Genomic DNA, 19909 nt, shown 5'->3' with positions numbered 1-19909 from the left:
AAAATCAAGATTTTTCAGGTAGATCAAGGAATCAAAAGGGAGCTTGTCTAATTCAGACAATACCCAAAGACAGCATGGTAAATTCGGAAATAGAATAGTCCGAATGTCGTATCAAGCCATTCGCTTGAAATTCATCCAAACGAAAAGAATGATGCAAAAAGCTTGGAAAAGCTTTAGAAGAAATCTTCAAAAAAAATACGGGGAGATGCGCCAATTCTTGGCTAATAATAGAACACATGATATATATTTTAGTGGTTAGATTGCCATTAGGCGATGCTAATCTATACAATCAGCCCAAGGTTTCCAATTTTATTCCAAGAAGATTTGTTCTCAATTTGGAATGTCTCTTTGTGGCAACCCTAAACTGCGGTTTGCATAAAAACATTTTTTTTATACCTTTGGCACATGATTATGCATTCAACTACTTATTATTACGCTTATTATTACGCAGGATTCCCATCCTGCCAATAGGCTATTGTAGGTATAGATTTAATTTAAACTTATTATGAGCCGGCCCCAAGTCGGTTTTTTTGTTTTATGAGCTTCACCATTTCTCCAGCTTCTCGGTTACAAGTCGTACAAGAATACTACTTTTCTACCAAGCTAAAGCAGATTGCAGCCTTGAAAGCATCAGGTATACCTGTGCTGAATCTCGGTATAGGTAGTCCTGACCTAGCACCCTCAGATGCCACCATTCAGGCGTTGATTATTAGTGCCCAGAAAAAAGAAAACCATGCCTACCAAGGTTACCAAGGCATTCCCCAATTGCGTGAAGCTTTTGCTCAATTTTACGATAAACAATATCAAGTAGCTCTTGACCCTAATTCCGAAATATTGCCTCTGATGGGTTCCAAAGAAGGCATCATGCACATTGCTATGGCCTATTTGGAAAAAGGAGATATCACTCTTATTCCCAATCCTGGGTACCCTACCTACCAAGCCGCTTGTGCCTTAACAGGTGCTGAAGTACAGAGTTATGAGTTGTCTGAAGCCAATGGCTGGTTGCCAGATTTAGATGCATTGGCAAAACGTGATTTATCCAAAGTGAAAATCATGTGGGTGAATTATCCTCATATGCCCACAGGTGCGAAGGCCGACAAGGCATTTTTTGAAAAACTGCGTGATTTTGCTCTTGCACATTCTATATTATTGGTCAACGATAACCCTTATAGCTTCATCTTAAATGATGAGCCCATTAGTATGTTAAGTATTCCTGGAATGAAGGAAGTGGCCTTAGAATTAAACTCTCTATCCAAGTCCCATAACATGGCCGGATGGAGAATTGGTGCAGTCATGGGAAAACAGGAGTTCTTAGCCCCCATTTTGACCTTTAAATCCAATATGGACTCAGGTATGTTTTTACCGCTACAAGAAGCTGCTGTGGAAGCCTTGCAAGCAGATTCTGCCTGGTTTAAACAACAAAATGAGATTTATTCCGCTCGTCAAAAAGTAGTGTTTCAGTTAATGGACTTACTGAACTGCAGCTATGACCCAAAACAAAGTGGTATGTTTGTTTGGGCCAAAGTCCCAGCTGAATATGCCAATGGTTATGAGCTTTCCGACAAAATTTTAACAGAAAATGCCGTCTTCATCACACCCGGAGGCATTTTTGGTAGTCAAGGAAATGACTACATCCGCACATCTTTATGTGCCCCCATTTCCCTTTTTGAAACAGCTAGTAAGCGCATAAAAACACAGTCGAATGGAATCAAATAAAGTCGTTGGAATTTTAGGTATTGGATTAATTGGTGGTTCCATGGCGCTGGGTTTACGTAAAAGTGGATGGGCCAAAGAGTGTATCGGTATCGATACCAATCGCCCAAACCAAAAAAGAGCTTTGGAATTAGGGTTGATTGATCGTCTATTACCTTTGGATGAAGCGCTACAAGTAATTGATGTCCTCATCATAGCTACTCCTGTGGATAATTTGGTGGAACAATTACCCAAAATTTTGGATCAGTTCCATGAAAAACAAATCGTCATAGAAGTGGGTTCTACCAAAAGTCCCATTTATGAAGCCCTAAAAAATCATCCTAGAAGAAAGCAATTCGTCTCAACTCACCCCATGGCGGGTACGGAATTCTCTGGTCCAGAAGCGGCTATCGATGGACTTTTTGAAGGTAAACGCTGCGTGATTTGTGATCAGGAACTAAGTGACCCGGATGCCGAAAAAACAATAGAGAGTTTATACCAAGACGGTTTACACATGAACCTGATCTATATGGATTCCATCAGTCATGATGTCCATACGGCATATATTTCCCACATTTCCCACATTTGTTCTTTCGCCTTGGCTAATACCGTTTTGGAAAAGGAAAAAGACGAGAAACGTATTTTCGAACTCGCATCTACTGGTTTTGAATCAACCGTTCGTTTGGCCAAGTCGTCCCCAGAAACATGGATTCAGATTTTTCACCAAAATCAAGAAAACTTGATGGACGTGTTGGATGAATACATCAACACACTTTTGAAATATAAAGGATTGATGCTTTCTGGCAGCTATGAAAAACTCAAGGAAGAATTAGCCAAGGCAAATGACATTGGTCGGATTCTAAACCGTAAATAAAATATAAGCTCCAGACTTCTTGCGATGTCTGGAGCATTTTAGTTGTGCTGATGAAAGCATAAAACAAAAGTATTAATAAATAGAACACAGGATTTGAATTTCACAAATTCCTGTTAATTGGCCTTAGGTACTCGATAAGAATAAGGTTTCCAGGTATTATTTTGAGGATTCAAATCAGGAAAAACATGATCTGGATCTATGGTTACTGATTTAATGGGCAAAGTAGTATTGGCCTTAAACTCCCAACTGCCACCACGCTGCCAGATCTCCACGGGGAAAGTATATCGCTCTTTTTTCCCGTCCGATAATTCTACCTCAACGATTCCCGGCATGATCATTTTATCCAAATTCTTGATGGTAATAATGGCACCATTGGTAGGATTTTGCTCCACATACACCACATCACTCACACTTTGATCTAGCTTCCATAATTCAAAAAACCATTGTCTCCAAAACCAAGTTAAATCCTCTCCTGCTCCATCTTCCATGGCATGAAAAAAATCATAAGGAGTAGGGTGCTTAAATGCCCAGTTTTTAATATAATTCTTGAATGCATAGTCAAATCGGTCAGCACCTAAGATTTGTTCACGCAAAATCTTCAATCCAAAACCCGGTTTGTTGTAAGCTTCCCATCCTAAATTTCTTGGCTGAACCACATCGGGAATCGACATGATAGGATCGGCATTTTCTCTAAACATGGGTTTAGCAATTTGATGCATATCAAATTTGCGGTTCTTGTATTCCCCATCGTTGAAAGCATCCGTGGAATAAAAATTGATGAAGGTATTGAATCCTTCATCCATCCAAGGAAACTTGCGCTCATTGGTGCCTACGATCATCGGGAACCAGTTGTGTCCAAATTCATGATCTGTTACTCCCCATAAGGCCGCTGTTTGATCACGGAATCCACAGAAAATAATTCCTGGATATTCCATGCCTGACACGATACCCGCCACGTTAGTAGCTGTTGGATAACTATACTCATACAACCACTTCGAGTAATACTCAATGGATGCCTTCACATATTCCGTAGATCTTCCCCAGGCATTTTTACCATTGGACTCTTCTGGATAAACCGATATCGCCAAAGATTTTTTTCCACTGGGTAAATTGATTCGAGCAGCATCCATGATGAATGATTTCGAAGTAGCAAAAGCCACATCTCGGGCATTTTGACATTTAAATTTCCATGTCAAACGGTCTTTCGCTGGTCGAGAAGCAGGATTTTTCACTTCATCCTCACCACGAATGATAACTGTAGTTTCAGAATTTGCCGCGGCATTCCAACGCTTTAACTGCTCCGCAGTCAATACTTCGGAAGGATTGAGTAATTCCCCCGAACCCACCACTAAATGGGAGGCTGGCACATTGATGGCATATTCGAAATTGCCATATTCTAAATAAAATTCTCCTGCACCTAAATAAGGAAGCACATTCCAACCCTCAATATCATCGTATACACACATGCGCGGAAACCACTGAGCTACTTGAAAAATCATGCCATTTTTGGTCTCTTGCAAGCCCATGCGATCAGATGCATTTTGAGGAGAAGTAAATGAATAAACAATCTTGATTTTAGCCTGTCCTAGTTTTTCTGCCAAAGGTTGTACCAAACGAATTTGCATGCGGGTATCTTCCACGATAAATGGAGTCACTTTTCCATCCACCAATACGCTTTCGATTTTATAGCCTCCATCAAAACCCACATTTCCAAAACGTCCTCCTGAAATAGGTGTAGTTTTACCACCCCGAGATTGTGTATTAAAGGAATTTTGATCCAATTGCAACCAAAGAAAAGTCAATTTGTCTGGAGAATTATTTTTATACGTAATCTCCACATCCCCAGATATTTTCCTAGCCTCCTCATCCAAACTCACCTGAATTTTATAATCGGCGGAGTTTTGCCAATAAGATGGACCTGGGATACCTGCACCTGAACGATAGGGTGAATTGGATTGATAATTCCATAAAGGATGAAATAAGTCGTATGCACTATATGCCGACTTCGTTTGAGCATTTACTGTCAAAGTACAGGTCAACAATAGGCAAGCGTAAGCCAATATTCTTTTCATAAAAATCATACTAGTTTAAGATTCAAATACGGTTAAATTTTCCGTATCCATTAATCGTTTATTTAATCCCAAAGCCTTAGGCACTTCATAGTGATAGAAGAATTTCATGGTATGTAATTTATCCTGATAAAACTCTTTATCTAGGACAGACGGGCTTTCTGCTAAAGCTTTACTGGCCACAGTTCCTTGCTTTAACCACTGCCATGCCACCACAATGAGTCCAAACAATTCCATGTATAAAGTAGAATCCGCTAAAAACAGTTCTGGTTTTCCTTCAGCTGCAATTTTCAGTTTATGCATGGTCACTTGACCTAATTTGGCCACTTCTTTCTCCAATTCTTCCGCATAAGCTTGGATAGTTGTTTGCTTTTTAGCCTCCTCTATGTCCTTTTGAATTAGGTTCACCAATAATTTTAACGCCTTACCTTGATTCGCTGGAATTTCTCTGCCCAATAAGGTTAAACCATGTATGCCGGTAGTTCCTTCGTAAATGGACATAATCCGCACATCGCGGGCCATTTGCTCCAAAGGAAAATCTTCGGTATATCCATAACCGCCCAATACTTGAACTCCCTGATTAACTGCCTGTAAGCCCATTTCGGCAGGATAAGTCTTAGCCACTGGAGTCATTAAATTCAATAAAGTATGGTAGTTTTCAGCTTCCTCTCCCGTCAAACATTTGGAATAGTCTTCCCACATAAAACTTTGGAACAACAATCCCATGGCTCCTTCTACAATGGCCTTTTGGAAATACAACATACGCTGAACATCCGGATGGTTTTTAATCAAAGTTGGAGGTGTTTCTGGGTCTTTATTACTCAATTTACGTCCTTGAGAGCGTTCATTGGCGTATTGTTTGGAGAAATGATAGGCCGCAGAAGCGATGTAAGCGCCTCCCATACCTACTCCCAAACGAGCTTCATTCATCATCTGAAACATGTAGCTTAGTCCCTTGTTCGGCTCACCTACTAAATAACCTATGGAATCACCTTTATCCCCAAAGGATAAATGCAAAGCCGGTGTGCCTTTTTGACCCATTTTATGGTATAAACCTAATGAAGTCACTTCATTGGAAACCCACGTTCCATTTTCTTTTCTACGCTTAGAAACCACAAATAAAGAAATCCCTTTGGTGCCTTTCGGTGCCCCTTCCAAACGAGCTAAAACGAGGTGAATAATATTTTCTGAGAATTGATTATCTCCTCCTGATATAAAAATCTTTTGTCCTTTAATGGCATAAGTCCCATTACCTAAATCCTTAGCTTGGGTAGACACATCATTGAGCGAGCTACCTGCCTGCGGTTCCGTCAAACACATGGTTCCTGTCCAGCGTCCATTCAACATATTGGGCACATATTCTGCCTTTAAAGCTTCAGAACCAAATGAGGCAATTAAGTGGGCTGCTCCATTGGTCAATCCCGTAAACATAACTATGGAATTACTAGCTGCTCCACGGATAAACTCATGAGCTCCTCCTACTGTGCTGGGTAATTGCTGACCTCCTTTTTCATACGAAAAAGTGGACCCTATCATACCCGATTCACCCATTTCTTTGACATATGCCTCCGTGGATGGATGCACATGTACCGTTCCATCAATCAATTCCGCGGGATGTCTATCTGTATCTACAAAATGAGGGCGTAAATAACGTTCAGCGATAGATTCCGCAGAATCTAACACCATATCAAACATATCAGGTGTATAATCCGCAAAATAAGGGTGGGAACACAAGGAACCGAAGTCCAAAACTTCTTTTAAAATAAAGTCGAGATTCCGACGGTCATATTCTTTTGCCATATAGCTACACATTAGAAATCCAAAAATGCAGAAAAAAAATATATTATGCAAGCATACTAGTTTGTGTTTCACCGGGCTGATTCTACAGACCTGTAAGGATTGCCGAAATAAAGGGAAAAATGAATAAAAAAAAACGGTTAATTATCAGTACACGGGTAAGGCCAATCCCACATTGTACGGAATCCAAGCAGCTAAACGGCAATCCCACAAGGGGGAATTTTGATGTCTCAATTTGTTAAAATCGATATAACTAACAAGCTTTTGATAAGATGTAGCGGGAATCCCCTGATACCTATCCACTAACCTGCGTTCTTTCGATTTTCCAGCGACCATAAAATATCCTAATACCTGCCGGTCTGGTCTGTTCAAACAGGTCAAATTCCCGATGATTTGTGCGGGTACCTTATCAAAAATCCCCCCGTCCAAGATCCGCTGGTCTTCCTGGCGTTTCCAGTACAGATAAGTCGCTTTATCTACATGGTAGACCTCCAGCTGTACAAACCATTCCGTAAAATCATCATAGGGGATCGGTACCAGGGGTAAAGCAATTTCCCGTCCATCCAAAAAGGTATCTTCCGTTAATATTGGCTGCGTATTTGGGGTTGCCTGCCAACACTTATTGTAACAAACGGGTACCGGAGCCGGTGGCGGTGGAGGGTTAGGACAAGTTGTCAAAAACTGAATGAAATCTTGGCGTTTAACAAAATAATAATCCTCGGTTCCGCGGGTATCTTGTACACTGGCCTGCAATTTAAAATACATATCCTCTACCTTATCTGCATTCTTATAAGTGGAAGTAAATGACTTCAGCCCAACAGGTAGTGATAGTTGCTGCCAATCCGATGCAATTTCGAGTCCGTCGGCTGTCCTAATTTCCAACCGGTATTTTTTTCCTACCTGACCCAGAAATGTCGCAGGCGCTTGATACATTCCTTTTTGCATCTCCTTTAATGCAGTGATCGACCCGGTTTCATCCACGATCCGTATAGCCGCCCCAGGAATCGGCTGCCCTTGGAATTGTGTGGGATCAAATGGTGAGTAACCTGACGTATAGTTTAAACGAACTGTGTAAGGACCAGCCAAATTTGACATCTCACCATATACAACAAGCGCGTCACTCAAGTTTTCCGTCTTAAAATCCGTTATTTCCGTCTCACAAGAGAACAAACCTAATAAACCGACCAATACCAATAATTTCTTCATTAGAATTTAAAATTATACGTCACGGACGGAATTGCTGCTCCCAACACGGATAATTGATAGGTGCGCGCTTGGTTAATCAAACCAGTTGATGACCTAAAAAAAATCGAATAGGCGTTTTCTCGGGCTAAAAGGTTGTAGATGGAAAAATTCCAACTACCCTGCCATCGTTTAGCTTCCTTCGGTTCAATTGTGAACCCAATATCCAAGCGCATGTAATAAGGTATCCGCTCTTGGTTACGCAATGTGAAACTGGGACTCGAATATCCGTCCAACAAGGGCTGAATGGTTGTATTCGTCAAATAGGAATTACCATTGGAGGATGGAACCAAGCCTGGCCGAGGAAAAATTCCACTTGCATATCCATAATCAAATAAATCATTGAACGCATATACCTTATAGCGGGCATTTGGATAGGTTATCGGCCGGCCGAAAGTATAGGTAAAATTCGCATTAAAAGAGATTCGTTTGGATAAACGATTATTCAACACAAATTTAAAATTGTGCGGCATGTCAAAGTTGGCCGGAAACTCCTTCCCGAAATTGGCCGCCAATTGATTTTCGTTGGCTTCAATCAACCGAAACGAGCGCGCATAGGTATAGGAAATCCAACCTGTCAAACGTTTTCCCCGCGCCTTTTTCAAGAAAAACTCAGCCCCATAGGCACGGCCTTCCCCTACTAATAACTCTGTCTCCACCGTTGGATTCAAATAAATAGCGGCCCCATCGATGTAATCAATAACATGAGATAAACGCTTGTAATATACTTCTGCCGATGCCTCGAAAACTGCGTTTTGTGCATTGCTAAAATTCCTAAAAATCCCGATCGAATATTGATCGGCTACTTGTTGGGGCAAATAAGGATTTGAATTCTTCCAAATATCCACGGGTGATACTGCCATGGTATTGGACAACAAATGCATAAACTGCTGCATGCGGTTAAAACCCATTTTAATGGACGTATTGGTGTCCAATTTTATGGCGAATGACAATCGCGGTTCAAAGCCTCCGTAAGATTGTATTACATCGTTTGACAGAAAGCCTAAAGTGTCTGTAATTGCGTTTATGGCACGGGGTAAACCTGGTTTATAGCGATAAAACTGCTGCGGACCGCGTAATTGATAATAAGCATACCTTAAGCCAACATCCAGACTGAACCGCTTATTAATCTGCAGGTTATGCCCAAGGTATACAGACATTTCACGCGAATATTCCGCTTGCATGGGAAAAGTATTCACAACAGAATTGTTTGTACTAGGCTGAAAAGTTCCGGCATCATTCCGGTAAGCTGTAAATTCTACTCCAAGATCACCCCGTCCCCACTTTTTCAAATCAAGGCTTAGATCTTCCCGCAGGGTCTTTTGAGCAATCGACGGTCGCCAAATAAACTCATAGCCTGATTTCAATCCCTCAATACCATAAGCATATTCACTCGCAAAGGCAGTGAAATGATGTGACCAATTTCGCCATAAGGCAACATGTTGAAAGCTTAAGGTCTTGGTTTGCCAAGCATACAAAGTATCTGCCGCAAATTTGAAACCGTCATTACTAACATAAGCAGATAAGGACAAACGCTGGTTTCTACCAATGCGGTGCGTCAATTTGACATTAACATCGTAAAAATTGGCTTTACTTTTTTGAAGTGCTGGATTGGGAAAATAACCCAAATAAAAATCTGACAGCGACCCTCGGGCACCCAAAATCAAGGACGTTTTCCCCTTACTCAATGGCCCATCTACTAACAGTCGACTGGAAATGGGACTAATTCCCCCTTGAATTTGCCATTTTTCAAAATCACCTTCCTTCATGCGCACATCTAACACGGATGAAGCACGACCTCCATACTTACTTGGAATTCCTCCTTTGTACAAACTCAAATCTTGCACCATGTCGGCATTAAAACTCGTAAAAAAACCAAATAAATGGGAAGTATTAAACAGCGGCACTCCATCTAGCAAGACCAAATTTTGGTCCACGTTACCACCTCGCACATTAAAGCCGGAAGCCCCCTCTCCCACGGTTGAGACACCGGGAAGCAACATGATGCTTCGAATCACATCTGCCTCTCCCATCAAATTGGGCAATTTTTTCAGCGTCTTACTCGTCATCTTTTCCACCCCCATCAAGGTTCTGCTCACATTGGCATCTGACTTCTCCTCCGATATGACCACTTCATCTAACATTTGTTCCGACTTCTCTAAATAAACCGATATACGGACATTTTCTTTTAAGTCAATTTTACCCGATTTAAATTTATACCCAAGGCTGCGAAAAACCGCTTGGTAGGAACGGGCGGGCAGTGTGAGTGAAAAATACCCGGAAGAATCCGTTTTTGTACCAATTGTAAGACCCGAAAACAGGACAGAAGCTCCTTCTAAAGGAGTCTTCGTTTCGATATCTTGGATAGTTCCGGAAAAAATAAAATAACCTTTTTTTTGACCCAAGGTGGCGAAGGACAATAGGAAACAATACACAAGCAAGACCTGTTTCATCGTTTCTGATTGCGTAAAATTAAAACTCCTTTTGCCTGCTTCCAGGCAGGATCAAAACTACCTTCAGGGAATTTAGCTACGGCATGACTGCCCAAGGCAATATCCACATCGCCATCGCCATCTAGATCGCCCATATCCATCACCGACCAGCGGCCAAGATGCTGAATGGGTAAACTCTTAGCCTGCCAAGTGGTACCTGAATTTTCCCAATATAGAAATCCTTCTTCACCACGTTTCTGAACATCCGGAAAAAGGGCAATAGAAACGAAGTCTTGATCTCCATCCATATCAAAATCAGCTGCCAATACTTTCGTGGCGCCATTTTGAGGATAAAAAGCGCGCTGTTTAAACTGAAAGTTTCCTTGATTGGTGAATACATAAATGCCATGATAAGGTTTCAAAATCGTAGAAAAATCGGCATTATCTCCTGCTGTACATACAATATCCCAATCCCCATCTTGATCTAAATCCGCTATATCAAATGAACTAGTACCGTAAATGGGAGGAAAACGCAAAAGAATTTTACGACTAAACTGTAGTTTGCCTTGGTTCAAATACAGGATAATCCGCTCATCTCCTTGAGCAAACAAGGCCAACATATCCTGTTTTCCATCTTGGTTAAAATCCTTCACGATAACACGGGTAGCCCCTGTCTGCGCCTCCACCACTTGTTGTACCCAAGTTCCTGCTTTACCTTTTTTCCAAATGGATAAGCCTCCCACTTGAAAGCCAAATTCACAAGAAACCAACTCCTGACCAGAATCTTCATCCATATTGGCGGAAATCACTTGCAATGGACGATTCAAATTTTTCAAATCCTGCTGATTCATTTGCGTGTTGGTCGACGTCAATGTCACCGAATGGCTAACACCATTCACTTCTGGATTAGCCTGAGTGGTAGTTCCGATGTAAGTAAAACGGTATTTTCCTCGACTGCCCTCTACATGGGTTAAGGCATTTTGGTCTTTCCATTGCTGAATGGCTTTCCCTTGTTTGTCCAATAACCAAATGATCCGATTCGACTGATCTCCGGCAATGATCTGTCGACTTGCCTCATCTATTTTAATGGCCGTGAAATTAGGAAAAGTGCCTCCATCCAATTTCACAGGCAAATCCTCCACGCTAAACAAGTTTTCTAACGGCGCTATGGGGCTAGTCTTCGTTTCAGGAAATTTAGCAGGTGATTCTGCTAAATAATAGGCTTTAATCTTGTCCCAATCATCGTCGGAAATGAGTGCTTGAGGAGATTTCAATATGGCATAATCCGATAAAGGTTTCTGCAATTGATCAATTTCTTTCTGAACCCCCATAAGCGTCCCCATGTAGGGCAATGTGCTGTATTTCCAAACATTGTTAGGCAATATACCCGGGCTTGGTAAAGCGTGGCAAGTAGCACAATGCTGCTGTGCCAAGGCCTTTCCTTCGGCCACTTGAGTATCTTGGCAACTCCAAGTAAAAAGTGAAATACTGGCTATAGACAGCCATAGCAAGACAGCTAAGCCTAGGGGCAAATAACTGGAAATATGAAGCTTCTCTTGGTTTAGCTCCATGGTTTATTTTAGCTTTTTAAATACTTGTAATTGATCGTTATTCCGACTAACCAAATATAAAATCCCCTTGGCCATTTTGATTTGCTTGATATCTCGTATGTCTCCTTCTAAGAGTAATCCTGTATTGGTGGGAATTAACGGGCTAAAGTCTCCATGACCATTTCCTGCTAAAATAAGTCCAAAGAAAGCATCATATCGAGCTTGATACATCGAGGCTCCATTAAAATTTCCTCCAATAATTACGTCTAAATTTCCATCCTGATTGACGTCCTCCGTCTTTAGTACCATGATTTTGGATACTTGTGCCAAGCTAGGTAAATCCTTTCTTTTAAATTTACCTCCACCTAGATTTTCCACGTAAATGGATTCAAAAGTATTGATTCGTTTTTCTAGGGCGCCTTCCAATTCCTCCTTTTCAAATAGTTTATCAATAGGTAAACCAGCAAATTTCTTGTAATCAGTAAAGCGTTTATTGATAATACTTGGAATCTGTTTTCCCAATTCATCTTTACTATTGATGGGATACCAAGTATCTTTCCCTGCTCGGTTATAAGCTACAATATGTTCTTTGGTATCATTATGGTCAATATCCTTGATTAACATTTTCAGCTCACCGCCCGGATCTCTCCTTAGCTTGGTATTTGTTCCCAAATTACCCACCACTAAATCCATATCTCCATCTTTGTCAAAATCCCCTATGCTTAAACCTCCCCAAAAACCCGTCAATTCTGATAATTCATTTTCTGCCAAATTCAATTTTCCTTTGTCTTTATAGAACATTTTGATGGGCATCCAATCTCCAATGACTACCAAATCCTGATCCCGATCATTGTCTAAGTCTACCCAAACAGCATCGCTAATCATACCCGCCTCCCTAAGCTCAGGCGCTAGGAACTGTGTTTTGTCTGTAAATTTACCTTTACCATCATTAATCAATAAATAAGATTTGGGAGAAAGTCCATACTGATAAGCCAATACTCTGCCTCCTACAAACAAATCCGTATCCCCATCACGGTCATAGTCGATAGGTCGAACTACTGATTTATTATCAAACATGGGTGGTAAAGCCGCCAAATTATGCGTGAAGTTTCCTTTCCCGTCATTGATGTACAAGCGATCAAATTGCTCTGGCATGTTGTCATAAAACTCATTTCCTCCACTGACCACGTACAAATCTTGATCTTTGTCGCCATCAGCATCAAAAAACAAAGCATCCACATCCTCTTGCAAAGAATCTGCTAAAAATGCTGTTTGTTTTGATAACACAAATCCGGTACTTTTTTGAAGGTATAATTGCCCAGCTTGGTATTTTGCTCCTCCCACATAAAAGTCTTCTAATCCATCTCCATTGACATCACCAAGTGCTAATTTAGGTCCCTCGATGGACACTTTGAAAGGAATTAATAATTCACGGTTAAAGTCGAAATAGGTATTTTCTTGATGCTTGTAAGGAATATTCATAACCTTACTCAGCTCTTCAAAAAGGGGCTTGGCCTTGGTCACAAATGAAAAATCTTTTACCCAGGTAGTCGCATTTTTTTGTTCGACTGTCAAGGTCGCATTAATGCTTGGTTTCGTCAAGATTTGCATCTTTTCGTTCTCCCAAATCACCAAAACGGAGTCAATCTGGGTTTGTTTTCCTATTCCAAATAACAAACTAGGCTCCACCGAACTCATGAATCCTCGAGTGGCCACTAATTGTTGTAATTGCTGCCCATCCTTCGTTTTTAGAATAACTTTAGCTCCTATCCCAAAGGTATTTTTATCTGAACCTTTGAATTTAATTTTGATGTAATTATGCTTCAATAACTGACGGGCATTATTTTGGTAGATCCCCGCTGCTTCATTGAGATTATTGGTGATTAAATCTAAGTCTCCATCATTATCCAAATCCGCATAGGAACTACCATTGGAAATACCTGCGGCCTCAAATCCCCAAGCTTGGGATTTATCCTTAAAACGTAAATCTTTGGAACCTTGGAAAAGATAATTATGCCACTTTCCGCTGGGCATTAAATCAATGGCCTTTTGATCCAACTGATGAGAAGTGGGTAAACCGTAATGCAAGGAATCCCCTATGACAAACTTCAAGTAATCTAAGTCATTTGGTCGACGTAAAATACCATTGGAAACAAAGATGTCTTTGATCCCATCCCCATCGTAATCGGCCATCAAAGTACTCCAAGACCAGTCGGTAGCTGCCACCCCTGAAGATACAGCTACATCACTAAATTTCTCTCCACCCATGTTCAGTTGCAAGCAGTTGCGACTGTACTGATTAAAATAGCCAAACTGCAATTTGTATAAATAGATATCCAGAGGATCTTCTCCTACGGAAGATTTTTCTACCTTTTCATCTTCTGGGTACATATCCAAGGTCATAATATCTTGGTATCCGTCGTTATTGATATCTGCAATATCTGAACCCATAGAAAAGCGACTCAAGTGCTTAAAATGCTCTTTAATGCCCTCATGAAATGTGCCATTTTTCTGGTTGATGTAGTAATAATCATCTTCATGAAAATCATTACTCACATATATATCCATCCAACCATCATTGTTCAAATCAGCTACCGATATTCCCAAACCATAGCCCATGGCTGCTTGGTAAATTCCCGCTTCTTTGGACACATCCACAAAACGCCCACCATCGTTTCTGTATAGGTAATCCCCCGCTTCATTGTCTTTCAACATACGGGTATTGACACGGTCATAGGAGCGGGTATTATGCACGGCATGGTTCAACAAATAACAATCTAAATCGCCGTCTTTATCGTAGTCAAAAAAGGCCGCTTGGGTAGAAAATCCAGTAAAATCCAAACCAACCTGACTAGCCTTTTCCGTAAATGTTAAATCCCCGTTATTGATGTATAATTCATTGGAACCTTCCATTCCTTTGAAATTACCTACGGCACAGACATATATATCCAACAAACCATCTCCATTGACATCGGCCATGGTTACACCCGTTTTCCAATCGGAGAATCCTTCAATGCCTGCCTTTTGAGAGATATCCTCAAACTGCATGTTGCCTTTGTTCAAATACAATTTGTTTTTCCCTTGATTTGAAACAAAAAACAGGTCAACCAAACCATCATTATTGATGTCGCCAGATGACACCCCACCCCCATTATAAAAATAGAGGTAGTCTAAAATATTAAAATCTTTGGTTTCAGTAATTTGATTGATGAAATCGATTTTCGTTTGTTGAGCATCTAATTTCTCAAACAGCACAACATCGGAGTCATTCGTCCGACAAGCAAACAAGATACATGATAAAAAAAGGGCTACTAGGGCTTTATTCACTACTTTCATGTAAAAAAAACAGATCATTTATTCCATTGAAACAACTGAGCTGCTTCATTGTTTTTGGCTAAAACCAGTAAGGTTCCTTGTTTTGCCGATTTAATTTTGGCCATATTCCGAACCTGACCTATGGTCCTAAATCCAGAATCTTTGGATGTAAGCACATCGAATTTACCTTGACCTTTTCCTGCTAGTAAAAGGCCATAGTTAGCATCAAACCTCCCCCACTCGGGAAGTGTATCAAAAAAGTTTCCGGCTAAGAGGATGTCCAATTTCCCATCTTGATTAAAGTCGCCTGTTTCAATGGCCTTGATGGGTGAAAACTGGGCTTCCACAGGCATAGCAACAAGCGTAAAATGGCCTTTCCCATCGTTGATCATAAAAGAAGATGAGGTGGTGGTAATTTGTTTGGTCACCATACCTTGTCGCTGATCTTCATCAAACAATTCTTCTATGGTCTTATTGGCAAAATCTTTATACTTGATAAACTTCTTTTTAATCATCGGTAAGGCGCGCTGAATCTCCCCTTTAAGCACCATGGGATAAGTATTCCCATCTTCTGTGATACAAGAAATGATTTGTTCATAGCTCCCGTTTTTGTCAAAATCATTTACATGCAAAAAGGCTGGTTTCTCTACTGTGGCTTTAATCTTAGAGTTCAATCCCAAATTCCCTACGATTAAATCCATATCTCCATCGCCATCAATATCCGCGGACTTCATGGAACTCCATAAACCTTCAGAGCCTTTCACATCTTCCATCAAGGTAAGCTGTCTTCCTCGTTCATTTTTAAATACTTTAATGGCACCCCAATCTTGAGCAACCACTAAGTCCAAATAATGATCTCCATTAACGTCCACCCATTCGGCATCGGTAACCATACCCAGCGCAGATACATTTGGCATATAACGCTTACTTTGATTTTTAAATCCCCCTGTGCCATCATTGACATACAAATTACTCACAGGATTCAAGCCATATTTAGTGGAAAGCATGCGAGAACCTACAAATAAATCGAGGTCTCCATCTTGGTCAAAATCTCCAGCAGCCACAGATGACCCATTTTCATAAATCGCTGGAAAGCGAGTATCTCGTTTAAACTGTCCTTTACCGTCGTTTAAATACAATAAATCATGCAATTCAGGAGCATTGATCTCAAATTCATTACTACCTGTTACCACAAACAAGTCTAAGTCGCCATCCTTATCGGCATCAAAAAATAGAGCATCCGTATTTTCCGTGGTTCGGTCAAAAGCAAAATCTGCTTGTGAAGACTCTTTAAAAGTACCAGAAGCTTGTTGGATAAATAGTTTTTTATCTTGTCCGGCCGCTCCACCTAAATATAGATCATCCAATCCATCACCGTTCACATCACCCACTGCCATGGCTGGCCCCATGGTAGAAAATTTTTGCTTCAATAAAACATCTCGATCGTAATCGTTGAAAATACTTTCTTGATGTACGTAATTTAGTTTTCCGGAAGTCACATCAGCAAAAAGCATGTGTCTATGACTCGCCTTCATAGACCACTTATTCTTCGCTGCGGATTGATTCAAAACGATTAATTGATCTACTTTCACTTGTTTGATCACTTGATATGAATCATCGGGCCAAACTATTTTCAGGGAATCAATTTTTGCTTGATCGCCTAAACCAAACACCATTTGATGATCACAGGACGACTGAAAGCCTCGGTTTGGCATTTGCTGCAAAATTTTGGTTTGGCCTTGCTGGTAAACTGTCACAGTAGAACCAATTCCATTTAAATTTTTTGCTTTCCCTTTTAGGGCAACACGTAAAAAATGATGCTTCAGCTTTTCGGTCGACTTATTTTTGTAAACAGATAAAGGGGCATTGACATTATTCACCACCAAATCCAAATCCCCATCATTATCCAAATCCCCGTAGGCAGAGCCATTGGAAAAGCCAGGTCCTTCAAGGCCCCAGGATTTCACTTGGTTGGTGAATTTCAGATCACCTTGATTTTGGTAGGCATAATTGGGAATGGGAACCGAAGAAATCTTATCGGTAAATTCTTTATAATCAAATTTCTTCCCATTCAGCATTTGTTGCATGGTATTTCGGTCTCCCAAAAAGTCGACAAAATCTTGATCAGTTAAATCTTTGGCAATTCCATTAGCCACAAAAATATCTTTTTTACCATCATTGTCCATATCAAAAATCAAAGCTCCCCAGCTCCAATCCGTGGCATGGATTCCAGCCAGTTGTCCTATTTCACTGAAAGTGCCATCCCCATTATTTAAATGCAGGTTATTCCGCATGTATTGATGCCAAAAACCTTGCTTCAGCTTCAATTCCATGAGGTTATAGCCTTCAAAAATACTGGTAGTTTTTAAGCGTCGATCATCCCCAGGCAACATATCAGTAACGAAAATATCCAGGTTACCATCGTCATTGATATCAGCAATATCAGCCCCCATGGAGCTTAAGCTAATGTGGGGCATCGACTTCTCCAATTCTTCTTTGAAAGTACCATCATGTTGATTGATATATAAATAATCCCTTTCATAGAAGTCATTAGAAATATAAATATCTGGCCAATTGTCATTGTTGACATCGCCGATCGTGATTCCTAATCCAAAACCAATCAAACTTCCGTAAATTCCAGCTTCTTCTGAAACATCGGTGAATTTGATCTGACCCTCACTATCATTTCTGAATAGTTTATCTCCTCCTAATTTATCGCGTTGTTCACGCAAATTCATATACCCTAATTTACCAATAGGGGTAAAGCTATTGTTGAGCAAATACATGTCTAAATCTCCATCGCGGTCATAATCAAAAAATGCCGCATGGGTAGAAAACCCACCATCTTCCAATCCTGCCTCTTTGGCTATTTCCTTGTACTGAGGAATCCCCGCTTTAATGCCTTGGTTGAGATAAAGCTGATTCCCACGTTGATCGCGTGAGCCTGAATTACACACATAAATATCCATCAGGCCATCGCCATTGATATCAGCAAATGTGACACCTGTGGACCAAAATTTCTTTCCGGTAATTCCTGCTTTCTGAGAAATATCCTCAAAATGCATATGGCCTTTGTTGAGGTACAATTTATTCTCCTCAAAATTGGATGTCACAAATACATCAGACAATCCATCGTTGTTGACATCCCCAATGGCAACGCCTCCACCATTATAAAAATTTCGATAGTTAAAGATATTGAAGTCTTTTCTATCCAAACTTCGATTGACAAAATCTATCCCGGTTTCGGAAGCAGGTAGTTCTTCGAAAAGCGTGTCTTCTTTTGTAGAACAAGAAAACAGGACGATTAATAAAGAAAAAACCAGGAAAAACTGCTTCATGCTTAAGGATTTCTAATTAGGGCTGCAAATTACAAAGGGAATAGACAGAATAAAATAAAAAGGCAGAACCAGGGGCTCTGCCTTTTTATCATCAAATAATCAATTAATACCCAGGGTTTTGTTTCAACAATGGGTTCGCGTCAATACGTGGTTGAGGTATTGGGAATAATTCACGCGATTTATCCGTTACTTTCATGAATTTACGTACTTGGGAGAAAGTCCCGAAACGAATCATATCGTTACGTCTCCATCCTTCCCAAGCAAACTCTCGTCCACGCTCAGCTAAAATATCTTCTGCTGTAATCGCTTTTAATGGATCCACCCCAGAACGAGTTCTGATGGTATTCACATCCGCTAATGCTTGAGCGGTATTTCCTAAACGGAAAGCTGCTTCAGCGCGCATCATGATAGCATCTGCCAAACGGAAAACTACGTAGTCATTCGACTGGTCTCCATTCGGGTTGTTACGTTGAATCTCATATTTCTGAGAACGAATACCCGCAATTTGGAATTCAGGATCAGCATCTGTCATTTGATCTTTTTGGAAATCAGCAACGAAAGCCAATGGATTACCTTTAGCGTCTGTTAAAGGAGCTCCAGATGCAGCAAATTGCTGACCTTTGATCCACATCGATTGACGTAAATCCTTGGATTCAAAAGAGTTATAAAAATCAGCTAAGGTACAGAAACCATTCCAAGGTGAGTTACCTAAGCCATATGTCTGCTGATTAGCATAGTGTAAGGTTCTCATTTGGAAGTTCATACCACCTGCTTTGAAACTATCGAAAGGAATAGTCCAAATATTCTCTCCTGAACCTTGGTTCTGAACGATGAAGTTAGACACCGTAGAAGAAGACAAGCTGAAGTTATTGGAAGATTTGATTACTGCATCAGCTGCATTGTAAGCACCTTGCCAGTCTGCCGTTCCTGAATAAACAGCAGCGTTCAACTTCAACTTAGCTAATAACATGGTAGCTGCATCTTTCGTCATACGTGAATATGCCTTACCAGCTACTAAGTTAGGAATCGATGATTCTAACTCTGATTTGATGAAAGCATAAACTTGAGCACGTGGCTTGGTATCACTTTTCGAAGTAGGATCCGTGATGATAGGCACATTACCAAATGCATCAATAGCCATGAAGTAATAGAAAGCACGGATAGCACGAAGCTCATCCACCGCTTTCTGGTTTGTTTTTACTACTGGAATCAATTGATTTACTTGAGAAATGTTACCAAAAATGAATCCCCACATACCGTTGATAGGACCATGTTGAGGAGTCCAAGTATGACGAGAATAAGCTAACCAGTCTCCACCATCGTACCAGTCACCACCACGGGTTGGTACAATTAACTCATCTGAAGACGCTTCACTTGGGTTGAACCAATCCCAAGTAATACCTCTCAAACCCCCATAAGCAGGTCCAAGTGCCGCCGCAATCTGTGCATCCGTTTTCAAGAATTGATCTGCCGGAATAGCATCATACACTGGCTCAGTTAAATCTGTACAAGACGATAGGGCTAACGATGAAATCACACCTACTGAAAGTACTTTATATATGTATTTTTTCATATTTCAATGATATTAATTAATGTCTAT

Annotated in this window: 11 protein-coding genes; 2 read left to right on the top strand and 9 right to left on the bottom strand. The window is 40.6% G+C overall.

All coding sequences use genetic code 11. From position 1 onward, the window contains the following. Nucleotides 1-52: 52 nt before the first annotated feature. Nucleotides 53-238, bottom strand: a complete 186-nt coding sequence (locus EWU23_RS13975; RefSeq protein ID WP_205753107.1) for a hypothetical protein — start codon at nt 236-238, stop codon at nt 53-55. A 299-nt stretch (nt 239-537) separates the two neighbouring features. Between EWU23_RS13975 and EWU23_RS07200 the strand changes: the two genes are divergently transcribed. Further along, nucleotides 538-1716, top strand: coding sequence for a pyridoxal phosphate-dependent aminotransferase (locus EWU23_RS07200; RefSeq protein ID WP_166230277.1), 1179 nt, complete (start codon nt 538-540; stop codon nt 1714-1716). After that, nucleotides 1703-2566 carry a prephenate dehydrogenase gene (locus EWU23_RS07195; RefSeq protein WP_166230275.1) on the top strand — a complete coding sequence of 288 codons (864 nt, stop codon included), beginning with the start codon at nt 1703-1705 and terminating at the stop codon, nt 2564-2566. Before EWU23_RS07200 ends, EWU23_RS07195 begins: the two co-directional genes overlap by 14 nt. A 113-nt stretch (nt 2567-2679) precedes the next feature. Here EWU23_RS07195 and EWU23_RS07190 read toward each other — a convergent pair whose 3' ends face one another. The 8 genes from EWU23_RS07190 to EWU23_RS07155 all read right to left on the bottom strand — a co-directional run bounded on the left by EWU23_RS07190 (nt 2680) and on the right by EWU23_RS07155 (nt 19882). Continuing rightward, nucleotides 2680-4638 carry a M1 family metallopeptidase gene (locus EWU23_RS07190; RefSeq protein ID WP_166230273.1) on the bottom strand — a complete coding sequence of 653 codons (1959 nt, stop codon included), beginning with the start codon at nt 4636-4638 and terminating at the stop codon, nt 2680-2682. 15 nt (nt 4639-4653) lie between these two features. Further along, on the bottom strand, nt 4654-6435 hold the full coding sequence (locus EWU23_RS07185; protein ID WP_166230271.1) for an acyl-CoA dehydrogenase: 1782 nt from the start codon (nt 6433-6435) through the stop codon (nt 4654-4656). 144 nt (nt 6436-6579) lie between these two features. Next, nucleotides 6580-7638 (bottom strand): DUF4249 domain-containing protein, encoded by a 1059-nt coding sequence (locus EWU23_RS07180; RefSeq protein WP_166230269.1) that lies wholly within the window; start codon nt 7636-7638, stop codon nt 6580-6582. Beyond that, nucleotides 7638-10127 (bottom strand): TonB-dependent receptor, encoded by a 2490-nt coding sequence (locus EWU23_RS07175; RefSeq protein ID WP_166230267.1) that lies wholly within the window; start codon nt 10125-10127, stop codon nt 7638-7640. Before EWU23_RS07175 ends, EWU23_RS07180 begins: the two co-directional genes overlap by 1 nt. Then, nucleotides 10124-11677 (bottom strand): FG-GAP-like repeat-containing protein, encoded by a 1554-nt coding sequence (locus EWU23_RS07170; protein WP_166230265.1) that lies wholly within the window; start codon nt 11675-11677, stop codon nt 10124-10126. Before EWU23_RS07170 ends, EWU23_RS07175 begins: the two co-directional genes overlap by 4 nt. 3 nt (nt 11678-11680) lie before the next feature. Beyond that, nucleotides 11681-14992, bottom strand: a complete 3312-nt coding sequence (locus EWU23_RS07165; protein WP_166230263.1) for a VCBS repeat-containing protein — start codon at nt 14990-14992, stop codon at nt 11681-11683. A gap of 14 nt (nt 14993-15006) precedes the next feature. After that, nucleotides 15007-18309, bottom strand: a complete 3303-nt coding sequence (locus EWU23_RS07160; RefSeq protein WP_166230261.1) for a VCBS repeat-containing protein — start codon at nt 18307-18309, stop codon at nt 15007-15009. A 103-nt stretch (nt 18310-18412) separates the two neighbouring features. Beyond that, the gene (locus tag EWU23_RS07155) at nt 18413-19882 is read right to left on the bottom strand and encodes a RagB/SusD family nutrient uptake outer membrane protein (RefSeq protein ID WP_166230259.1); all 1470 of its coding nucleotides are present in this window, start codon (nt 19880-19882) and stop codon (nt 18413-18415) included. Nucleotides 19883-19909 lie beyond the last annotated feature (27 nt).

Source organism: Aquirufa beregesia (assembly GCF_011090385.1).
Classification (GTDB): Bacteria; Bacteroidota; Bacteroidia; order Cytophagales; family Spirosomataceae; genus Aquirufa; species Aquirufa beregesia.
Note: the sequence above shows the minus strand (reverse complement) of the source record. Positions and strands in the feature narration are given on the sequence as shown.

What these genes read in the sequence shown, in the direction of transcription:
- EWU23_RS13975 (WP_205753107.1), bottom strand. Translation starts at nt 238, where the DNA reads ATGTGTTCTATTATTAGCCAAGAATTGGCGCATCTCCCCGTATTTTTT.
- EWU23_RS07200 (WP_166230277.1), top strand. Translation starts at nt 538, where the DNA reads ATGAGCTTCACCATTTCTCCAGCTTCTCGGTTACAAGTCGTACAAGAA.
- EWU23_RS07195 (WP_166230275.1), top strand. Translation starts at nt 1,703, where the DNA reads ATGGAATCAAATAAAGTCGTTGGAATTTTAGGTATTGGATTAATTGGT.
- EWU23_RS07190 (WP_166230273.1), bottom strand. Translation starts at nt 4,638, where the DNA reads ATGAAAAGAATATTGGCTTACGCTTGCCTATTGTTGACCTGTACTTTG.
- EWU23_RS07185 (WP_166230271.1), bottom strand. Translation starts at nt 6,435, where the DNA reads ATGGCAAAAGAATATGACCGTCGGAATCTCGACTTTATTTTAAAAGAA.
- EWU23_RS07180 (WP_166230269.1), bottom strand. Translation starts at nt 7,638, where the DNA reads ATGAAGAAATTATTGGTATTGGTCGGTTTATTAGGTTTGTTCTCTTGT.
- EWU23_RS07175 (WP_166230267.1), bottom strand. Translation starts at nt 10,127, where the DNA reads ATGAAACAGGTCTTGCTTGTGTATTGTTTCCTATTGTCCTTCGCCACC.
- EWU23_RS07170 (WP_166230265.1), bottom strand. Translation starts at nt 11,677, where the DNA reads ATGGAGCTAAACCAAGAGAAGCTTCATATTTCCAGTTATTTGCCCCTA.
- EWU23_RS07165 (WP_166230263.1), bottom strand. Translation starts at nt 14,992, where the DNA reads ATGAAAGTAGTGAATAAAGCCCTAGTAGCCCTTTTTTTATCATGTATC.
- EWU23_RS07160 (WP_166230261.1), bottom strand. Translation starts at nt 18,309, where the DNA reads ATGAAGCAGTTTTTCCTGGTTTTTTCTTTATTAATCGTCCTGTTTTCT.
- EWU23_RS07155 (WP_166230259.1), bottom strand. Translation starts at nt 19,882, where the DNA reads ATGAAAAAATACATATATAAAGTACTTTCAGTAGGTGTGATTTCATCG.